This window comes from Cohnella xylanilytica (genome assembly GCF_014212175.1).
Taxonomy (GTDB): Bacteria; Bacillota; Bacilli; order Paenibacillales; family Paenibacillaceae; genus Cohnella; species Cohnella xylanilytica.
Genome location: NZ_JACJVR010000092.1, coordinates 1 through 20,978, shown reverse-complemented (window position 1 = coordinate 20,978; position 20,978 = coordinate 1). Strand labels below are relative to the sequence as shown.

At 63.4% G+C, this 20,978-nt stretch carries 16 protein-coding genes; all 16 read left to right on the top strand.

Going from position 1 to position 20,978, the window contains the following annotated elements; translation table 11 throughout:
• The first annotated feature begins 151 nt into the window (after positions 1-151).
• The 16 genes from mraZ (at position 152) to ftsZ (ending at position 20,269) form a co-directional block, all read left to right on the top strand.
• Positions 152-589: a division/cell wall cluster transcriptional repressor MraZ gene (mraZ, locus tag H7B90_RS23945; RefSeq protein ID WP_185138418.1), complete on the top strand. Its 438-nt coding sequence runs from the start codon at positions 152-154 to the stop codon at positions 587-589.
• A gap of 71 nt (positions 590-660) precedes the next feature.
• Positions 661-1,617 carry a 16S rRNA (cytosine(1402)-N(4))-methyltransferase RsmH gene (rsmH, locus tag H7B90_RS23940; RefSeq protein WP_185138417.1) on the top strand — a complete coding sequence of 319 codons (957 nt, stop codon included), beginning with the start codon at positions 661-663 and terminating at the stop codon, positions 1,615-1,617.
• Positions 1,618-1,670: 53 nt separating this feature from the next.
• Positions 1,671-2,072 carry a cell division protein FtsL gene (gene ftsL, locus H7B90_RS23935; protein ID WP_185138416.1) on the top strand — a complete coding sequence of 134 codons (402 nt, stop codon included), beginning with the start codon at positions 1,671-1,673 and terminating at the stop codon, positions 2,070-2,072.
• 21 nt (positions 2,073-2,093) lie between these two features.
• Positions 2,094-4,436: a penicillin-binding transpeptidase domain-containing protein gene (locus tag H7B90_RS23930; RefSeq protein ID WP_185138415.1), complete on the top strand. Its 2,343-nt coding sequence runs from the start codon at positions 2,094-2,096 to the stop codon at positions 4,434-4,436.
• Positions 4,437-4,607: 171 nt separating this feature from the next.
• Positions 4,608-6,527, top strand: coding sequence for a stage V sporulation protein D (locus H7B90_RS23925; protein WP_185138414.1), 1,920 nt, complete (start codon positions 4,608-4,610; stop codon positions 6,525-6,527).
• Between the two features lie 246 nt (positions 6,528-6,773).
• The gene (locus H7B90_RS23920) at positions 6,774-8,261 is read left to right on the top strand and encodes a UDP-N-acetylmuramoyl-L-alanyl-D-glutamate--2,6-diaminopimelate ligase (protein ID WP_185138413.1); all 1,488 of its coding nucleotides are present in this window, start codon (positions 6,774-6,776) and stop codon (positions 8,259-8,261) included.
• Positions 8,258-9,667: a UDP-N-acetylmuramoyl-tripeptide--D-alanyl-D-alanine ligase gene (locus tag H7B90_RS23915; protein ID WP_185138412.1), complete on the top strand. Its 1,410-nt coding sequence runs from the start codon at positions 8,258-8,260 to the stop codon at positions 9,665-9,667. The genes H7B90_RS23920 and H7B90_RS23915 overlap by 4 nt, the downstream gene beginning before the upstream one ends.
• 4 nt (positions 9,668-9,671) lie before the next feature.
• Positions 9,672-10,634, top strand: a complete 963-nt coding sequence (gene mraY / locus H7B90_RS23910) for a phospho-N-acetylmuramoyl-pentapeptide-transferase (RefSeq protein ID WP_185138411.1) — start codon at positions 9,672-9,674, stop codon at positions 10,632-10,634.
• Between the two features lie 4 nt (positions 10,635-10,638).
• Positions 10,639-12,087 (top strand): UDP-N-acetylmuramoyl-L-alanine--D-glutamate ligase, encoded by a 1,449-nt coding sequence (gene murD / locus H7B90_RS23905; RefSeq protein WP_185138410.1) that lies wholly within the window; start codon positions 10,639-10,641, stop codon positions 12,085-12,087.
• 48 nt (positions 12,088-12,135) lie between these two features.
• Positions 12,136-13,233, top strand: coding sequence for a stage V sporulation protein E (spoVE, locus tag H7B90_RS23900; RefSeq protein ID WP_185138409.1), 1,098 nt, complete (start codon positions 12,136-12,138; stop codon positions 13,231-13,233).
• A gap of 5 nt (positions 13,234-13,238) precedes the next feature.
• Entirely contained in the window at positions 13,239-14,360 is a 1,122-nt protein-coding gene (gene murG, locus H7B90_RS23895) for an undecaprenyldiphospho-muramoylpentapeptide beta-N-acetylglucosaminyltransferase (RefSeq protein WP_185138408.1), read from the top strand.
• Positions 14,361-14,509: 149 nt separating this feature from the next.
• A complete protein-coding gene (gene murB / locus H7B90_RS23890) occupies positions 14,510-15,415 on the top strand; it encodes a UDP-N-acetylmuramate dehydrogenase (protein WP_185138407.1) in 906 nt (301 codons plus the stop codon).
• A gap of 16 nt (positions 15,416-15,431) precedes the next feature.
• The gene (gene murA, locus H7B90_RS23885; protein WP_185138406.1) at positions 15,432-16,712 is read left to right on the top strand and encodes a UDP-N-acetylglucosamine 1-carboxyvinyltransferase; all 1,281 of its coding nucleotides are present in this window, start codon (positions 15,432-15,434) and stop codon (positions 16,710-16,712) included.
• A 104-nt stretch (positions 16,713-16,816) separates the two neighbouring features.
• The gene (locus tag H7B90_RS23880; protein WP_185138405.1) at positions 16,817-17,584 is read left to right on the top strand and encodes a cell division protein FtsQ/DivIB; all 768 of its coding nucleotides are present in this window, start codon (positions 16,817-16,819) and stop codon (positions 17,582-17,584) included.
• A gap of 216 nt (positions 17,585-17,800) precedes the next feature.
• On the top strand, positions 17,801-19,045 hold the full coding sequence (gene ftsA, locus H7B90_RS23875) for a cell division protein FtsA (protein WP_185138404.1): 1,245 nt from the start codon (positions 17,801-17,803) through the stop codon (positions 19,043-19,045).
• 51 nt (positions 19,046-19,096) lie between these two features.
• The gene (gene ftsZ, locus H7B90_RS23870; RefSeq protein WP_185138403.1) at positions 19,097-20,269 is read left to right on the top strand and encodes a cell division protein FtsZ; all 1,173 of its coding nucleotides are present in this window, start codon (positions 19,097-19,099) and stop codon (positions 20,267-20,269) included.
• Positions 20,270-20,978: the final 709 nt, after the last annotated feature.

Genomic DNA, 20,978 nt, shown 5'->3' with positions numbered 1-20,978 from the left:
CATGCTGCGAAAGTTGAGTTTAATCCCTTTAAATATTTTTTCGAAGAATCCTGCCTTCAAGGCAGGATTTTTATTTTATGGGGCGAATAATTGTTCAAGAGTGGTTCAAAGTGGGGGAAAGTGGTGGATGATGGGGAGGTGAAGAGGGCTTATGTTTTTGGGGGAATTTCAGCACACGATCGATGATAAGGGACGTATCATCATCCCGGCGAAATTCCGCGAAGCCCTCGGAACCGACTTCATTATTACCCGCGGCTTGGACAACTGCTTGTTCGTCTATCCCCGCCAGGAATGGAACCTGCTCGAGCAGAAGCTCAAGCAGCTGCCGATGATGAAATCCGACGCCCGCGCGTTCACCCGTTTTTTCTTCTCCGGGGCGTCCGAATGCGAGTGGGACAAACAGGGAAGGGTAAACGTGCCCGGCCACTTGCGCGAATACGCGAAGCTGGACAAGGATTGCATCGTCATCGGCGTCTCCACCCGAGTGGAGATCTGGGACAAGGCCACCTGGGAGGCGTACAACCTGCAATCGCAGGAATCGTTCAACGAGATCGCCGAGAAGCTGGTCGATTTCGACTTCAATTTCTAAGTTCGTTTACACATTCCTACTTCATAGACAGAAGAGAACGACCCCGAGAGGTTGCCGGGAGGGCTAACGAGATGTTCCACCACATTACCGTGCTGAAGGAAGAAGCGGTCGAAGGCTTGCGCGTCCGGCCGGACGGCATCTACGTCGACTGCACGCTGGGCGGCGCGGGTCACAGCGAGGCGATCGCCTCCAGGCTGACCCCGGGCCAAGGCCGACTGATCGGCCTGGACCAGGACGACGTCGCCCTGGCGCACGCGCGGGAGCGGCTGAAGCCGTACGGCGAGGCCGTGACGTTGGTGAAGAGCAACTTCCGGCGCCTGACCGCGGCGCTCCTCGAAGCCGGCGTGCCGCAGGAGAACGGGGTTCCCTGGGTGGACGGCGTGCTGTTCGACCTGGGAGTATCGAGTCCGCAGCTGGACGAAGCGGACCGCGGCTTCAGCTACAACCACGACTCCGAGCTGGACATGCGGATGGACCGCGGCCAGAGCCTGACGGCCAAGGAGATCGTCAACGAATGGGACGAGGCCGAGATCGCCGACATTCTTCGCGACTATGGCGAAGAGAAGTTCGCTCGCAAGATCGCGAGACAGATCGTGACGGCGCGGGAGAAGGCGCCGATCGAGAAGACGGGCGAGCTCGTCGAGCTGATCAAGGCCGGCATCCCCGCGGCGGCGCGGAGAACGGGACCCCACCCGGCGAAGAGGTCGTTCCAGGCGATCCGTATCGCGGTGAACGACGAACTGGGGGCGTTCCGCGAGGCGCTCGTCCAAGCGATCGACTGCGTCAAGCCGGGAGGCCGGATCGCGGTCATCACGTTCCACTCGCTGGAGGACCGCATCTGCAAGGAGACGTTCGCGAAGGAAGTGGCCACATGCCGCTGCCCTCCGGACTTTCCGGTATGCGTCTGCGGCGGGGGAGACGGCCGGCTGCGGCTGACGCCGCGCAAGCCGATCCTGCCGTCGGAGCGGGAGCTGGAGGCCAACAATCGCGCCCGTTCCGCCAAGCTGAGAATCGCCGAGAGGCTCTGACGAAGAGCCGGATCGAATCCTAACAAGAGATATAGCAAGGGGGAAAATGATAGATGCAATATTACGGCAACCTGGCGCTGCGCGAAGAGCGCAAAAAAGCCGACACGGCTCCCAGACGTCAACCGAATCAGGCTCCCCGCAAACACCGCCGCTCGATTCCGGTCGGCGAGAAGCTGCTCTACCTGCTGACCGTCATGGTGCTCGTCGCCGTGGCGTGTCTCGTCGTCTATCGGTACGCGGCGCTCTATCAATTGAATCGCGAGATTCAGACGATAAGCAACCAGTACGACCAGGCGGTCGAGGAGTCGAAGGAATTGCAGCGGGAAGTCATTAAGCTGAAGGATCCGGCCAATATTGAGAAGAGAGCTTTGGAATTAGGACTCGTTCCTCTCAATGAACAACCCATTACCCTGTCCCCTTCCGGCGGCCGGACGGCCACGGCGTCGAAGCCTTAAGCAAGCGCGGGGTGAACGATCATGACGAGAAGAATTCGAATTCGCACGCTGCTGCTGGGAGGGTTGCTGACCCTCCTTTTTGTCGGTTTGTTCGGCCGCATCTACTGGGTTCAAGTCGCTCACGCCTCCTACTGGGCGGATAAGGCTCGCGCCACGTGGAGCACGACGAAGAAGCTGATGCAGGAACGGGGAACCTTGACCGACCGCGACGGGCAGCCGCTCGCCTTGGACGCTCCGGCCTATACGCTGGCCGTCAGCCCGAAGAAGATTCACGAGCTGGAGGAGGCCCATCCCGAGTGGCGGCTGCTGGATCAGATCGTGTCGAAGATCCATCTCGTGCTGGATAAGCCGGAAGCCGAGGTGCGGACGATCGTCAACGCGAAGAAGGAGAAGGACGGCACCTACTACGATCAGCGCGAAGTCCGGCAGGAAGGTTGGAAGATGGACAAGGCCGTCGCCGACCGGTTGATCGCGTTCCGAGAGCAGCTAAGAGAGCAAACCAAACAGAAGGACGTCGGCATCTACTTCATTGAAGAGCAAAAGCGCTATTATCCGAACGGCTCGCTGGCTTCCCATATTCTCGGCTACGAGGACAAGGAAGGCAAGGCGATCATGGGCCTCGAGAAGGCGCTGGACGCCGATCTCCGCGGCGAGCCCGGGGAGATCACGTACGAGAAGGACGGAATCAGCACGCGGCTGCCGGACGGGCAGGTCGAAGCCAAGCAGCCGGTGGACGGCAAGGACGTCACGCTGACGATCGACCGCGAAATTCAATATTATATGGACCAGGCGCTGCGGGAGGCCTACGCCAAATACAACCCCGTCAGCCTGACGGCCGTCGCCGCGGATCCCAAGACCGGAGATATTCTCGGCATGGTCAGCCTTCCGGACTTCGATCCGAACAACTACTGGCTGACGAGAAATACGGCGTCGTTCAAAAACAACGCGATCCAGTCCGTCTACGAGCCCGGATCGACGTTCAAGATCGTGACGCTGGCGGCCGCCGTGCAGGAGGGGATCTTCAACCCGAACGCCACCTATAAATCGGGCAGCATTCGCGTGCCGGGGGCAACGATACATGACCATAACTGGGTAGGCTGGGGAGAGATTTCCTTCTTGGACGGTCTCAAACACTCCAGTAACGTCGGGTTTGTCAAATTGGGCATGGAACTAGGACGGGAGAAGCTTCGCTCCTATATCGATAACTTCGGCTTCGGGGTGAAGACGGGCATCGAGCTGGGCGGAGAAGTATCAGGAGCGATCTCCTTCAACTATCCCTCCGAAGTGGCGACGGCCTCGTTCGGACAGGGCAAGGTGCTCGTGACGCCGATCCAGCAGGTCGCGGCCATCGGGGCGGTCGCCAACGGAGGCAAGCTGATGGAGCCGCATCTGATCAAGTCGGTGACCGACCCGACGACGGGCAAGAAGACGGTCGTCGAGCCGAAGGTCGTCCGCCAGGTCATCTCGGAGGAGACGTCGCGCCAGGTCGGCGAATACCTGGAGCAGGTCGTCAGCGACCAGAAGATCGGCACGGGGCGCAACGCGTACATTCCGGGCTACCGGATCGCGGGCAAGACGGGGACGGCCCAAGTCGTCGTCAACGGCAAGTACGCCGAAGACAAATACGTCATCTCCTTCATCGGCTACGCGCCGGTCGAAGACCCGAAGATCGTGCTCTACATTATCATGGACCAGCCGGACGACAAGCTGGCCGGCGGCGGATCGGTCGTCGCGCCGATCTTCAAGACGATTATGGAGCAGTCGCTGCGCCATCTCGGCGTGAAGCCGAACCTGCCGGCCGAGGAGAAGGACAAGAAGAAGGACAAGGACGGCGAGAGCGAGCCGCCGGCGCCGGTGACGGCGACCGTGCCGGACGTCAGCGGCATGACGACGGCGCGCGCGAAGACCGAGCTCGCGGGCCGCTCCTTCGCCTCGGAGACGCTCGGCAAGGGCGCGAAGGTGCTGCGGCAGCTGCCGAAGGCGGGCAGCGTCATGCCGACGTCGCAGACGATCTATCTCGTCACCGAGGACGACGTCGGCAGCGTGCCGAACCTGAAGGGGATGTCGCTCCGCGACGCGCTGGAGATGTGCAAGCTGCTGGAAGCTTCCTGCGTGCCCCAAGGGGAAGGCTATGTCGCGGCGCAGTCGTCCGCCAAGGCGAACGGCAAGCTCGTCGTGACGCTCCAGCTGGCGCCGCCCGGCCAAGAGGCGGAGGCCGTCGCGAGAGCCGAGGAATCGGCGGGCGACGGAACGGACGCCTCCGGCGAAGAAGACGGCGCGGCCGCGGATGGCGGGTCGACGGGAGACGGGGAATCGGATTCCGCGGGCTCCGGTCCGGAAGCCGAAGGGGACGGCGGCGGCTAAGCGGCCGGCTTCTCTCCGCGGCCCGTCGTCCCGCTCTCCCCGCGCCGCCGCGAACGTGACAGCCCGGCCTCCCCGCGGAGGCCGGGCTTGTTCTAATGAAGGCCTTCCCGGAATAGCTTGGAACTAAGCGGCAATAGCTTGTTTCGGTTTGTCCGGGAAGGAGGGCTACGGGTGAAAATCTCGCAAGTGACGGTCCGCCGCCGCCTGTTCCTCGTGCTCGTCGGCGTCATGATCGCGTTCGGCGCGCTTGTCGTTCGGCTGGGCTACGTGCAGCTGTGGATCGGCGGCAAGCTGTCCGAGCGGGCGGAGGATTCGTGGCGGCGCCAGATCGAGTTCGCGGCCAAGCGCGGCGACATCGTGGACCGCAACGGGGTCAAGCTGGCCTACGACATCAGCGCGCCTACGCTGTATGCCGTTCCGGTTCAGGTGAAGGACAAGAAGGGGACGGCGGCCACGCTCGCTCCGCTGCTCGGCATGACCGAGGAGAAGCTGTACGCGCAGCTCTCCAAGAGCGCGAAGGACGTCAGGCTGCAGCCCGGCGGCAGAAGAATGACGAGCGAGCTGGCGCAGAAGATTCGCGCCTTGAATCTTCCGGGCATCTACGTCGCGGAAGACAGCAAGCGGTTTTACCCTTACGAGAGCCTGGCCGCCAACATTCTCGGGTTCACGGGCTACGACCAGGGACTGAACGGCGTCGAATTGAAGTACAACGACAGGCTGACGGGCATTAACGGCAACGTCTCGTCCCTCGTCGACGCGGCGGGGCGCAAGATGCCGAATTCGTCGGAGAAGTACAGCCCGCCGAGGGACGGGCTGACGCTGAAGCTGACGATCGACCAGCCGATCCAATCGATCGTGGAACGGGAGCTCGACCACGCGATGCTGCAATACCAGCCGAACAGCGCGATCGCCATCGCGATGGATCCGAACACGGGCGAGATTCTGGCGATGGCGAGCCGCCCGACGTTCGAGCCGGCCGACTACCAGCAGGCGGCCCCGGAGGTGTACAACCGGAACCTGCCGGTCTGGATGACGTACGAGCCGGGTTCGACGTTCAAGATCATCACGCTGTCGGCGGCTCTCGAAGAGAAGAAGGTCGATCTCAAAAACGAATTTTTCTACGACCCCGGCTACACCGAGGTCGCGGGAGCGAGGCTGCGCTGCTGGAAGCGCGGCGGCCACGGCAGCCAGTCGTTCCTCGAGGTCGTCGAGAACTCGTGCAACCCCGGGTTCGTCGCCCTCGGCCAGCGGCTCGGCAAGGATAAGCTGTTCGAGTACATCAAGAACTTCGGCTTCGGCAAGAAGACGGGCATCGACCTCGCCGGCGAGGCGAGCGGCATCCTGTTCAAGCCGAAGCAGGTCGGCCCGGTCGAACTGGCGACGACGTCGTTCGGCCAAGGGGTGTCGGTCACGCCGATCCAGCAGATTACGGCGGTGGCGGCGGCGATCAACGGCGGCAAGCTGTTCAAGCCGCACGTCGCCAAGCAGTGGATCCAGCCGGAGACCGGCATGGTGCTGGAGGAGACGCAGCCCGAGCTCGTACGCCAGGTCATCAGCCCGGAGACGTCGAAGCAGGTGCGCGAGGCGCTCGAGAGCGTCGTGGCGCAGGGAACGGGGGGCAACGCGTTCCTGGACGGCTACCGGGTCGGGGGCAAGACGGGGACCGCGCAGAAGGTCGTGAACGGCCGCTATTCCGCGAGCGAGCATATCGTCTCGTTCATCGGCTTCGCTCCCGCGGACGACCCGAAGCTGATCGTGTACGTCGCCGTCGACAATCCGCAAGGCGTCCAGTTCGGCGGCGTCGTCTCCGCGCCGATCGTCCGCAACATCATGGCCGACGCCCTGCCGCATCTCGGGGTCGAGCCGAGGAAGGAGCAGATCGGCAAGGAGCTCAAGCCCGGCGAGACGCCGACGGTGACGGTTCCGAACGTCGTCGGCAAGACGGTCACCGATCTGTTCGAGGACATGAACATGAACTTCCAGCTGTCGGCTTCCGGCAAGGGAACGACGGTGCTGCGCCAGGCGCCGGCCGCCGGGGCGAGGGTGAAGAAGGGGTCGGTCATCCGAATCTATCTCGGAGACAAGGAGTGAGGACGGGCGGGCTCGTGAAAAATCGCTCATTTTCAGAAAATGCCTGTCAGCGCCCTTGTAAGGGCCGGGTCGTTGGATGATAATGAGGATACGGTTCCGCCCGGAGAGTCTCGCCGATGGACGGCTCGGGCGGTTAGCAGCGATAGAATACGGGCTCCCGGCCGGCCGCCAGGTTTAAGCGGGTCTCGGCAGCGATAGACTAGTGACCAGGGTTCATCGGACTGACTTCTGGGAGGACGATCTAGCATGTTGTTGCGAGAGCTTACCCGTCATCTGCTTGTCTATCGGACGATCGGCGAGGAAGACGTCGAGATCGGAGGACTGGCGGCGGATTCCCGGCACGTCGGCGAGGGCCAGCTGTTCTTCTGCCTGCCGGGCCATTCGGCGGACGGCCACGATTACGCCTCCGAGGCGGCGGCGCGAGGGGCGGCGGCCCTCGTCGTCTCGCGCGAGCTGCCGATCCCGCTTCCCCAGGTCGTCGTGCCGAGCGTCCGCCAGGCGCTCGCGATGCTGGCCGACGCCTGGTACGGGCGGCCTTCTCGCCTGCTGCGCCCGATCGGCGTCACCGGCACGAACGGCAAGACGACGATCACGTACCTGATCGAGCGCATCCTGTCGGACGCGGGCGTGCGGACGGGCGTCATCGGCACGATCGAGTCGAGGTACGCGGGCATGAGCTTCCCGATGTCCGGCACGACGCCGGACGCGCTCGAGCTGCAGCGGATCTTCCGGGCGATGGCCGACGCGGGGACGGAGCGTTGCGTCATGGAGGTCAGCTCCCACGCGCTGGAGCAGGGCCGGGTGAAGGGGACCCGGTTCCGCACCGCGATCTTCACCAATCTGACGCAGGACCACCTCGACTATCACGGCACGATGGAAGCGTACGCCGAAGCGAAGGGGCTCTTCTTCTCCCGTCTCGGCAACGCGTACGAGGACGATACCGCGAACCGGACTTACGCGGTGCTGAACGCGGACGACGAAGTCTCGAAGAAGTTCGCCCGCCTGACGAGCGCCGAGGTCGTCACCTACGGCGTCGAGAACGACGCGCACGTGAGGGCGACGGACGTCGCCATCGGTCCTTCCGGAACATCCTTCACCCTTGAGACGTTCCGCGGCGGCCGCAGGGCGAACCTGCGCCTCGTCGGCAAGTTCAACGTCTACAACGCGCTGGCCGCGCTCGCCGCCGCTCTATGCGAAGGCATCGAGCTCGAGCGGGCGCTGGCGAGCCTGGAGAACACGCCCGGCGTGCCGGGGCGGGTGGAGGCCGTCGACGAAGGGCAGCCGTTCGCCGTCATCGTCGACTACGCGCATACGCCGGACGGACTGGACAACGTGCTCCGTACGGTGAAGGAGATCGCCGCCGGGCGCGTCATCTGCGTCTTCGGCTGCGGCGGGGACCGCGACCGGACGAAGCGTCCGGTCATGGGGCGGATCGCCCGCCGGTGGGCGGATCGCGTGATCGTCACGAGCGACAATCCCCGCACGGAGGATCCGCTCGCCATTCTCGCCGACATCGAGGCGGGAATCCGGGAAGCGGACGGCGCTCCGGGCGCCTACGAGCTGGAGCCCGACCGGTCCCGCGCGATTCACAAAGCGGTTGAAATGGCAAGCCCCGGCGATGTAGTATTGATTGCGGGGAAAGGCCATGAAACCTATCAAATCATAGGCGGCGTCACGTATTCCTTCGACGATCGCCTCGCGGCGAGAGCCGCGATAAGGAGCAGAACGAAGTGATTCAAGCTACTTTGCGAGAAGCGGCCGCCTGGAGCGGCTCTTTAAGCTTTCCGAACGAGAACGATGCCGGAGACCGGCGCCTTGCGGGCGTGTCGACCGATACGAGGACGATCGCGCCCGGCCAATTGTTCGTGCCGCTCGTCGGCGAGAGATTCGACGGCCACGACCACCTGGCCGCGGCGGAGGCGGCGGGAGCCGCCGCCGCCCTGTGGCGGGCGGACCGCCCGCGGCCGGAGACGAAGCTGCCTCTTCTGATCGTAGAAGATACGCTGACCGCGCTGCAGAAGCTGGCGGAGGGCTATCTCTCGACGCTGGAAGCGAGAGTGGTCGGCGTCACCGGCAGCAACGGCAAGACGACGACGAAAGACCTGATTGCCTCGGTGCTGTCGACCGGCTACAAGGTGGCCAAGACCGAGGGCAACTTCAATAACGAGATCGGCCTGCCGCTGACGATACTGAGGGCTCCCGCGGACACGCAGGTCCTCGTGCTGGAGATGGGAATGAGCGGCCGCGGCGAGATCTCGCTGCTGACCCGGCTGGCGAAGCCGGAGGCGGCGGTCATCACGAACATAGGCGAATCCCATCTGCTGCAGCTCGGCTCGCGCCGGGAGATCGCCCGCGCCAAGCTGGAGATCGTAGAAGGGCTGCGGAGCGGAGGGACGCTCGTCTACAACGGAGACGAGCCGCTTCTGGCGGAGGAGCTGCCGGGAGCCGGGCTGCCCGCAGGGACGAAGACGATCGCCTTCGGAACCGGCGAAGGCTGCGACCTGCGCCTCGCCGGCGTCGAAGTCGCGGTGGAAGGCAGCCGGTTCCGGGCCGCCGACGATCCGCAGACGGAGTACGAGCTTCCCGTGCCCGGCCGCCACAACGCGCTGAACGCGCTGGCGGCGGTGGCGGTCGGCCGGCTGTTCGGACTGACCTCCGCTAGAATCGCCGAAGGGCTCCGGGCCGCGAAGCTGACCGGCATGCGGATCGAGCGGTCGGCCGCGGCGAACGGGGCGGTCGTGCTGAACGACGCCTACAACGCGAGCCCGACGTCGGTCCGCGCCGCGATCGACCTCGTCGCCGGCCTGACGCTCCCCGAAGGGGGGCGCAAGATGCTGGTGCTCGGCGACATGCTGGAGCTCGGTCCCGACGAAGCGGAATTCCATGCGGCCATCGGCCGCTTCGTAACGCCGGACAAGGCCGACGCCTTGCTCGCGTACGGCCCGTTGTCCCGCCATCTCGCGGAGGCGGCGGAGGCAGCCTTCCCTCCGGGGGGCGTGAGGCACTTCGCCGACAAGCGGGAGCTCGCCGCCGAGCTGCTCGGGCGGCTCGGCCCGAACGATCTCGTTCTCGTCAAGGGCTCGCGGGGAATGAAGCTGGAGGAAGTCGTCGTCGCGCTGCAGAGAGGAGACGTGGAGTGAGGGTATGGACTACACATCGACGTTATGGACGCTAGGCGTCTCGTTCGTGCTGGCGGCCCTGCTCGGCCCGCTGTGCATTCCCGTGCTGCGGCGGATGAAGTTCGGCCAGACCGTGCGGGACGAAGGCCCCCAATCGCACCAGAAGAAGACCGGTACCCCCACGATGGGCGGCGTTATCATCCTGCTGGCGCTGACGCTGGCGTTTCTCAAATTTTCCGACCGGGGCTGGCCGTTCTGGGCTCTGCTCGTCGCTTCCCTCGGCTTCGGTCTCGTCGGCTTCCTGGACGATTACATCAAGATCGTCATGAAGCGCTCGCTCGGCCTGACGGCGAAGCAGAAGCTGTTCGGCCAACTGCTGTTCTCGATTATCTTCTGCTTCATCCTGCACAAGATGGGGCATAGCACCGCGATCGGATTCCCCGGCATCGACGGAACGCTCGACCTGGGCTACGGCTATTATCTATTGGTCGTCATCATCTTCTTCGCCTCCAGCAACGCCGTCAACTTCACGGACGGCCTGGACGGCCTTCTGTCCGGGACAAGCGCCCTGGCGTTCGGAGCGTACATGCTGATTGCCCTCGAAGCGACCCAATCGCAATCGGCCATCTTCTCGGCCGCGATGATCGGGGCGGTGCTCGGCTTCCTCGTCTACAACGCGCATCCGGCCAAGGTGTTCATGGGCGACACGGGCTCGCTCGGGATCGGAGGCGGACTGGCGGCGGTGGCGATCCTGACGAAGACCGAGCTGCTGCTCATCCTGATCGGCGGCGTATTCGTCATCGAGATGCTGTCGGTCATCATCCAGGTGGCGTCGTTCAAGACGAGGGGCAAGCGGGTGTTCAAAATGAGTCCGATCCACCATCACTTCGAGCTGTCCGGATGGTCGGAATGGCGCGTCGTCACGGTGTTCTGGACGGCCGGGCTCGTGCTTGCCGCGCTCGGATTCATTCTATACAAGGGGCTATAACGACATGAATTCACTCGAATCTTACCGGGGACGGCGCGTCGTCGTCCTCGGCCTTGCCCGCAGCGGCGTCGCCGCCGCCAAGCTGTTCCATGAAGCCGGCGCGATCGTCGCCGCGAACGACCGGAAGCCGCGCGAGCAATGCCCCGAAGCCGAGGAACTCGAGGCTCTGGGCATTGCCGTCGTATGCGGCGGCCACCCGGACGACCTGGTGACGGAAGACACGGCGCTGCTCGTCAAAAACCCGGGAATCCCCTATACGGCCGATCCCGTGCGGAGAGCGGCCGAGCTCGGCGTCGAGACGGCGACGGAAGTGGAAGTGGCGGGGATGATTTCGAAGGCCCCGATCGTCGGCATCACCGGCTCGAACGGCAAGACGACGACGACGACGTGGACGGGCGCGCTGCTGGAAGCGGCGGGCCTTAACCCTATCGTCGCCGGCAACATCGGGCGCCCGCTCTGCGACGCGGCGCAAGAAGCGACGGAGGCGAACTGGCTCGTCGCCGAGCTCAGCAGCTTCCAGCTGAAGGGGACGAGCGGCTTCCACCCTCGCGTCGCCTGCCTGCTCAACATCGCCGAGACGCATCTCGATTATCACGGAACGATGGAGGATTACGTCGGCTCGAAGGCGAAGCTGTTCGACAATCAGACGGAATCCGACACGGCCGTCTACAACGCGGACGATCCCGTCTGCGCGGAGCTCGTCCGCTCGTCCCCGGCGCGCAAGCTTCCGTTCTCCCTGACTCGGGAGCTGGAGGCGGGTGTGTTCGTCCTTCCGCCGTTCCCGGCGTCGCGGCCGGGAGAAGGCGCTCCCGGGACGGAAGGCGGCGAGCCGGAGCGGTGGATCGTCTGCCGGCCGGGCGACGGCTCGGAGACGCGCGTCGTTCCCGTCGCGAAGCTGGGCATCCCCGGCCGGCACAACGCGGCGAACGCGCTCGCCGCGATCGCGATCGCGCTGGCGGCCGGCGCGGAGCCGGACTCGCTGCGGGAGCCGCTGATGAATTTCCGCGGCGTCGAGCACCGGCTCGAATACGTCGGGGAATTCCGCGGCGTCCGCTATTACAACGATTCGAAGGCGACGAACCCGACCGCGACCGCGATGTCGGTCGCGTCGCTGCCGTCGCCGCTTATTCTGATCGCGGGAGGGCTCGACCGCGGCTCCGACTACATGGAGCTGCTGCCGGTGTTCCGCGATCGCCTGAAGGGCATCGTCGCCCTCGGCGAGACGAGGGAGAAGATTCGCAAGGTGGCGGAGGCCGCCGGTTTAACGGACGTCAGAATCGTCGAACCTGTGGGTGATGCCGCCGATACGCTGCGCGAAGCCGTCAAGGAAGCCGCCGCGCTGGCGCGGCCGGGCGACGCGGTTCTTCTGTCGCCCGCCTGCGCGAGCTGGGACATGTTTCCCTCGTACGAGGTTCGCGGCCGCATTTTTAAGGAATCGGCGCATACGTTGTAAGAAGGGGGCTCGTCCCCACTTCTTCGCCCACGTGAGGTGTCCGGTACCATGGTCAAATCCCGCAACGCCCCCGACATTTGGATGATCGTCGCCACGCTCGGCATTCTGGCCATCGGCGTCGTCATGGTGTACAGCGCCAGCGCCGTCGCCGCGTTCCACGATTACGGCGACAAGTTCTACTATGTCAAGCGCCAGCTGCTGTTCGCCGCCATCGGAGTCTGCGCCATGTTCGCGACGATGAACGTCGACTACGCCCGCTTGCGCAAATGGGCGTTCGCGGGGTTGATCGTCTGCTTCGCGCTGCTGCTCGTCGTGCTCGTCCCCGGCATCGGGGTCGTGCGCGGGGGCGCGAGAAGCTGGCTCGGCATCGGAAGCTTCGGCATCCAGCCGTCCGAATTTATGAAGCTGGCGATGATTCTGTTCCTCGCCAGGCTCTTGTCGGAGCGCCAGAACCGCCTCGATTCGTTCGCGCGAGGCTTGCTTCCGCCGCTCGCCATTCTCGGCGCGGCGTTCGGGCTGATCATGCTCCAGCCGGACCTCGGCACGGGAGCGGTCATGATCGGCGCCTCGCTGCTCGTCATCTACGTCGCGGGCGCCAAGGTCAGGCACCTGGGCGGCCTCGCCCTGCTCGGGGTGGCCGGCCTCGCCGGCCTGATCGCCGCCGCGCCGTACCGCCTTCTGCGGATTACCGCGTTCCTCGATCCGTGGAAGGATCCGCTCGGCGCCGGGTACCAGTCGATCCAATCGCTGTACGCGATCGGACCGGGAGGGCTCGTCGGCCTCGGCCTCGGCATGAGCCGGCAGAAATACAACTATTTGCCCGAGCCTCAGACAGACTTTATTTTCTCCATTCTGGCGGAGGAATTGGGCTTCATCGGCGGGACGCTGCTGCTGCTGCTGTTCCTGCTTCTGATCTGGCGGGGGCTGCGGACCGCCATCACGATCTCCGATCCGTTCGGCAGCTTCCTCGCCGCCGGCATCGTCGGCATCATCGCCACGCAGGTGCTCATGAACGTCGGCGTCGTCATCGGCCTGCTGCCGGTCACGGGGATCACCCTGCCGCTCGTCAGCTACGGAGGCTCGTCGCTTACGCTGCTGTTGACGGCGCTCGGCATTTTGCTTAATTTATCCCGTTACTCGAGGTGACCGCCATGCGTCTAGTATTAACCGGAGGAGGTACCGGAGGCCACATCTACCCCGCGCTCGCGATCGGTCGAGAGGCCGCGGAGAAGCAGCCCGGCACGGAGCTGCTGTACATCGGCACCTCCAAGGGGCTGGAGAGCCGCATCGTCCCCTCGCAAGGCATTCCGTTCGAGAGCGTCGAGATCTCCGGCTTCCGCCGCTCTATGTCGATGCAGAACGTGCGCACGGTCGTCCGGTTCCTGCAGGCCTTCCGCCGCTCGAAGGAGCTGCTGCGCCGCTACAAGCCGGACATCGTCGTCGGCACCGGCGGCTACGTGTGCGGGCCCGTCGTCTTCGCGGCCTCGCGGCTGGGCATCCCGACGCTCATCCATGAGCAGAACGTCGTTCCCGGCTTGACCAACAAGTTCTTGAGCCGGTACGCGAGCGCGGTGGCCGTCAGCTTCGCGGACTCGCTGCCGCACTTCGCCCGCGTCGGCAACGCGAAGCACGCCGGCAACCCGGTCGCTTCCATGGTGGCGAAGGCGGACAAGAAGAAGGGCTTCGCCTCGCTGGGCCTCGCGCCGGGCACGCCGTTCGTGCTCGCCGTCGGGGGAAGCCGGGGAGCGAAGGCCGTGAACGAAGCGATCATGGAGATGCTTCCGGGCTTCGCCGGTTTGGGCGAAGTCCATTTGGTCTTCGTGACGGGAGAGCGGTATTACGAGGAAGCGCAGACGAGGCTGGCCGGGCTGCCCGCCGAGCTGTCGAAGCGCGTCCGCGCGCTCTCCTACGTGCACAACATGCCGGAGGTGCTGGCGGCCGCGTCCTTGATCGTCAGCCGGGCCGGCGCCTCCTCGCTCGCCGAGATCACGTCGCTCGGCGTGCCGTCCGTCCTCATTCCTTCGCCCAACGTGACGAACAATCATCAGCAGCCGAACGCGGAGAGCCTAGCTTCCGCCGGAGCGGCCGTCATGATCCTGGAGAAGGATCTGAACGGGGAGTCGCTGCTCGCCAGCGTCTCTTCGATCATGCGGGATCCGGCCCGCCGGGAGAGAATGGCCGCCGCTTCGCGGGGTCTCGGCATGCCGGAAGCGGCGGAGACGATCTACGAACAGATGCTTCAGGCCATTCGGGCTTCGAAGCGGAGAAGATAGAGAATAGAATGTACGGCTTGGCCGCTGGGCGATTGTCACCTTGCCCTCGCCTTCGACATAGGATACAGCGTGATCGTGATTGTCGAGCTAGCGCGGGCGGGAGCATCCAGCGGCGAGCCCAGATTACCTTAGGGCTAGGGGGAACCATTATGCAGCAGTTGATCGCGGAACTGGAAGAAGCCGGGATCGGCCGCGTGAGCTTGAACGAATCTCTCGCGGGGCACACGACCTGGAAGATCGGCGGACCCGCGGACCTCTTCGTCGTTCCCGACACCCGAGAGCAACTGGCCGCCGCGCTCCGCATTCTGCATCGGCACGGCGTTCCTTGGACCGCCCTCGGAAGGGGCTCCAACACGCTCGTCTCCGACAAAGGCGTGCGCGGCGCCGTCATCAAGCCCGGACGGGGCTTCGACTTCGTCCGGTTCGACGGCCGCGCCGCGACGGCGGGCGCTTCCTATTCCTTCATCAAGCTGTCGGTCATGGCCGGCAAGGAAGGGCTCACCGGTCTGGAATTCGCGGGAGGGATTCCCGGAACGGTGGGCGGAGCCGTGTACATGAACGCCGGCGCGCATGGCTCGGACGTGTCACGCATCTTACAGTCGGTCGACATCGTCTGGGAGGACGGAACGGAAGGCACGTACGGCAAGGAGGACATGGCTTTCGGCTATCGCCATTCGATTCTGCAGGAGCGCCGGGGCTTCGTCTCGGAGGCGACGTTCCTCTTGGAGGATGGCGACCGCAAGGAGATCGCCGCCGCGATGGCTTCCTTCAAGGACCGCCGGCTGCGGACGCAGCCGCTGCAGGCGGCTTGTGCGGGGAGCGTGTTCCGCAACCCGCCGAACGACCATGCCGCGCGGCTCATCGAAGCCGCCGGGCTGAAGGGGCTCCGCGAAGGAGAAGCCGAAGTCTCCCTGCTTCACGCCAACTTTATCGTCAACCACGGCGGTGCCAAGGCCGAGGACGTTCTCACCCTCATACGCCGGGTTCAGAGCACCGTGGAAGACCGATTCGGAATTCGACTGGTGCCGGAGGTTCTCCTGATGGGTGAGCGGTAATCCGGAGGTGAATCCCTTGGACAAATTGGTGATTGAAGGCGGGAAGCCGCTTTCGGGCACCATACGCATCCACGGAGCCAAGAATGCCGCTCTGCCGATTCTGGCCGCCAGCATGCTGGCGGAAGGAACGGTGACGATTCGCAACGTTCCCCGATTGTTGGATATCGACGTGATGCTGCGAATATTAAGAGATTTGGGCTGCAAGACGGAGCACGAGGACGACCGGGTCGCGGTCGACAGCTCCGCGGCGACTTCTTCCCACGTGCCGGAGAGCCTGATGCGCCAGATGCGCTCTTCCGTCTTCCTGATGGGGCCCTTGCTGGCCCGCTACGGAGAGGTCGAAGTGTATCAGCCGGGAGGCTGCGCGATCGGGGAGAGGAAGATCGATCTGCATCTGCGCGGGCTTCAGGCGCTCGGGGCGGAAGTCCGCGAGACCGGAAGCCGGATCGTCTGCAAGGCGAAGAAGCTCGTCGGCGCCGAGATCATCCTCGACTTTCCCAGCGTCGGCGCGACCGAGAACATCATGTTGGCCGCCGTTCTGGCCAAGGGCCGCACGACGATCGTGGGAGCGGCCCGCGAGCCGGAGATTCAAGACTTGCAGAGATTCCTGAACGCGATGGGGGCGCAAGTCAAGGGGGCCGGCACGGACACCATCACGATCGAAGGCGTGCGGACCTTGCGGGGCTGCGAGTTCGAGATCATTCCCGACCGCATCGTGACGGGGACGGTGATGGTGGCCGCCGCGGCGACACGGGGGGACGTGACTCTGGAAGGATCGCAGCCCGGCCATTTGACGTCTCTTATTCACGTGCTGCGCCGCGCGGGTGTTCACATCGAAGTCGAGAATGCTATAATGAGAGTCGGCGCTTCGCAGCGGCCGAAGGCGGTCGATCGGGTCGTGACGAGTCCGTATCCCGCTTTTCCGACCGATCTGCAAGCCCAGCTCATGATCCTTCTGGCGCTGGCCGACGGCGTCAGCATCGTGAAGGAGACCGTGTTCGAAGGGCGCTTCAAGCACGTCGACGAGCTGTCCCGCATGGGGGCCGACATACGACTGGACTTGAACACGGCGTTTATCCGCGGCGTTCCGCAGCTGTACGGGACGACGGTCGAAGCGACCGACCTGCGGGCGGGAGCCGCCCTCGTGATCGCCGGACTGGCCGCGCAAGGCCGCACGGTGGTCGAGCACGTGCATCATATCGACCGCGGCTACGACCGCATCGAGAATATGTTCGGAAGCCTCGGCGGAGACATCGTCCGCCAGCCGTTCGAGAGAGTCGCGGCAGGCTTGCGTTGATCCTATCACCCCCGCTGAAGCGGAACGATCCTTTGGTGGGGTTCTTTTATGCGCCGAAGCGGACAAGCCTTCGGCGGGACGGGCGAGAGGAAGGAGGAGACGGCATGGCCGAGAGAATACCCGCTCTCAAGCGGGAACCCGAAGAGAAGCGGAAGCGCGGAGGCAAGCTGCTCTGGATCGTTATCGCGATATTCGTCATCGCGGCGGTCGTCTTGTTTTTCCGATCGTCGCTGTCCCGGATTACCGAGATCGAAGTGACGGGAGCGAAGCACGCGTCGGCGTCCGAAGTCGAGAAGGCGCTCGGCGTCGAGAAGGGAGACTCCTTCTTCGCGGGAAGCTCCGGAACGCTGGAGAAGCGGGTGAAGGCGCTGAAGCCGGTTCAATCCGTCCAGGTGAGCAAGGTGTTCCCGGGGAAGCTGACGGTCCGCGTGACGGAGTATCCGGAAGTCGCCATCGAGCTCGGCGCCGCGGGACAAGCCTCCGTCGTTCTGGCGAACGGATATTCCGTGCCTCTGGCAGACGGGACTACCCTGCCGGACATGCCGGTGCTCACGGGCTGGAAGGCGGACGATCCGAATCGCGCCGCCCTCTGCGCCGCCCTTGGGGGCATGCAAGCGTCTCTTCTCGGCGACCTGTCCCAGATCTCGCCCGACCCCTCGAAGGCTTATCCGGACCGGATCAAGCTGTATACCCGCTCCCGGTTCGAGATCACGACGACGATCGGACGGCTGCCCGACAACATGGTTCTGATCAGCGAGATCGTAGAGAACCGGGAGCCCGGAACGGTCGTTCTGCTGGAAGCGAACACCTATCAGCCTTATTCGGCACAAAGCGCGCAGCACGGCGGTCCGGAAACCTCTGGAAGCCAATAAACATAAGGAAAAGGACTCTACCAAACGCCTCGAAACAATGCTAGAATTTCTTTTATCGGCTGCTCGAATATCCCCTCGGGGGGATTTCACGAATACGGATAAGAATTATGAAAATTTTTGTTGAAAAAAGAGGGAAAACCTCGCAGACGTTGAATATGTAGAGGAAGCATCCCATTTCGCAGCTATTTTCAACGAACCAATTGGAGGTGCCACCGGTTGAGTAGCAACGACCTCATCGTCAGCCTGGACATCGGCACATCGAAAGTCCGGGTGATCATCGGGGAAATCAGCAACGGGGCCATTAACATCATTGGCGTCGGTTCAGCGGATTCCGAGGGCATCCGCAAAGGCGCCATTGTCGATATTGACCAGACCGTTCAATCGATCCGAAACGCCGTCGACCATGCCGAGCGCATGGTTGGAATCACGATCGGCGAAGTATACGTAGGAATAGCGGGTAATCATATCGCGTTGCAGAGCAACCACGGCGTAGTGGCCGTATCCAACGAAGACAGGGAGATCGGGGAAGAGGACATCGAACGCGTGCTGCAGGCGGCCAAGGTCGTCGCGCTTCCTCCTGAGCGGGAGATCATCGGGCTGTTGCCGAAGCAATTCCTCGTGGACGGCCTGACCGGCATTCAGGATCCGCGCGGGATGATCGGCGTCCGGCTCGAAGTCGAATGCACGATCATTACGGGGACCAAGGCCGCCGTACATAACTTGATGAGATGCGTGGAGAAGGCGGGGCTGAGAATATCCGGCATCGTGCTTATGTCCTTGGCGTCGGGCATGATGGCGCTGACGAAGGACGAGAAGCAGATGGGCACGGTGCTCGCCGACATCGGGGCGGGCGCGACGACGCTCGCCATCTTCGAAGGCGGCAGCCTGGCCGCCGTCTCGACGCTTCCGATCGGCGGGGATTACGTCACGAGCGATATCTGCTACGGGCTCAAGACTCAGACCGAGCACGCGGAGAAGATCAAGCTGAAGTACGGCTGCGCGCGCACCGACGACGCGGCCGACGACCAGAGGTTCAAGGTCATGAGAGTCGGCAGCAACGTCGAGAAGGAATTCTCTCAATACGATCTGGCGGCCATCATCGAGCCGCGCATGCAGGAGATCTTCCAGATGATCCGTCAGGAAGTCAAGCGACTCGGCTATTTGGACAAGGTCAACGGCTACGTCCTGACGGGCGGATCGGTATCCATGCCCAGTGTCCTTCCCCTCGCCCAGAGCGAATTGGAATCGAGCGTGCGCATCGCGGTGCCCGATTTTATCGGCGTCCGCGATCCGTCGTTTAGCAGCGGCGTCGGCATGATTCAATACGTCACGAAGTACGTTCGAACCCGCGGCGCGGCGACGGCCAAGCAGCGTCCGTCCAAGAGCAAGCAGGCCGGAACGGCCGCCCCGAAGCCCGGAGTTTTCGAATGGATCAAGAATATGTTTAAAGAATTCATTTGAGCCGCCGCTGATGAGAGATTCACTTAGCGATGCGAGGAGGAAAATAGAATTATGTTGGAATTTGATTTCGAGATGGAGCCGCTCGCGAAAATTAAAGTGATTGGAGTCGGTGGCGGCGGAAGCAACGCGGTAAACCGAATGATCGAGAACGGCGTGAAGGGCGTCGAGTTCATCACCGTCAACACGGACGCCCAGGCGCTTCACTTAACGAAGTCGGAACAGAAGCTGCAGATCGGCGACAAGCTGACCCGCGGTCTCGGCGCCGGCGCGAATCCGGAAGTCGGGAAGAAGGCGGCCGAAGAGTCCCGCGAGGGCATCATGAATTCTCTTCGCGGCGCCGACATGGTGTTCGTCACGGCCGGTATGGGCGGCGGCACCGGTACGGGCGCCGCTCCGGTTATCGCCGAGCTCGCCAAGGAAGCGGGCGCCTTGACGGTCGGCGTCGTGACCCGGCCGTTCACCTTCGAAGGCCGCAAGCGTTCGACGCAGGCGGAGCAAGGCATTGAAGCGCTCAAAGAAAAGGTAGACACGCTGATCGTCATTCCGAACGACCGGCTGCTCGAGATCGTCGACAAGAAGACGCCGATGATGGAAGCGTTCCGCGAAGCGGACAACGTGCTCAAGCAAGCGGTGCAAGGCATCTCGGACCTGATCGCGGTCCCTGGACTGATCAACCTGGACTTCGCCGACGTGAAGACGATCATGACCGAGCGCGGCTCGGCCTTGATGGGCATCGGCGTCGCGGCCGGCGAGAACCGCGCCATGGAAGCCGCCAAGAAGGCGATCATGAGCCCGCTGCTCGAGACCTCCATTGAAGGCGCCCGCGGCATTATCATGAACATTACCGGAGGCTCCAACCTCTCGCTGTTCGAAGTCAACGAAGCGGCCGAGATCGTCATCTCCGCTTCCGATCCGGAAGTGAACATGATCTTCGGCGCGAGCATCGACGACAGCATGAAGGACGAGATCAAGGTTACGGTGATCGCGACCGGCTTCGAGCACCGGCCTCAGAGCCGCCTCGCCGGCAACCGCGTCTCCCCGTCGCAGCACTCGCCGCATTCGTCGCATTCGTCGCACGCTCAGCCTTCCGCGCCCGAGACGCACGAATCACGCCCCGCTTCCGGCGGCGGCAACCTTCGCCCTTTCGGCAGCAACAACAACCTGTCCGGCGACCAATTGGACATTCCGGCGTTCCTGCGCAACCGTCCCCGCAACGACCGTTAATCGAATCGGTTTCGCAGCGGCGTATTTATACGAAACTCGCCAACCAAGAGCCTTGTGTTCCCTTCAGGGGGAACAAGGCTCTTTTTGCGCTTTAGCTGCTATTACCGCAAATGCCGCAAATGCCGCCAATACCGCCAATACCGCCAATACCGCCAATACCGCCTTATTTCGCTTATCTCCGTCTTATTGCCACTCTCCCCTTAGCTCAGGAGCAGAGCCAGTCAGTGCCCAGAGAAGTGGCTCTATTTTGCTCCCCGTATGCCATTATCCCCTTCCTTCCGATTCGAATCGAGCCGCTCACGGCCCATCTCATCGACATTTGCTTCTTCTTCCGACTTTTCGTCACTCTCCCGCTAGCTCAGGTGCCGAGGCGGTCGACGCTCAAGAAGATATCCCCCGATCGGTCTGATGCATGCGATTATCCCTTTCTCTCAGTCTCGAAACGTCGCAGCCCGGAGTCGTCGCTCTATACCGCTATCCCATTCGTTCAGGAGTAAGTGCAATTATCTCCTTCATACCGTTTTTCGAATCGAGTCGCTCACGGCCTACCTCATCGACCTTCGCTTCTTTTTCCGACTTATCGCCACTCTCCCGCTAGCTCAGGAACCGAAACGGTAGCGCTAAGAAAAGTATCCCCCGATCGGCCTGAGGGGACGGGATAGCGGCACATGGGACAAAGAATGAGGCGGGACTGCCTGAGCTAATGGGA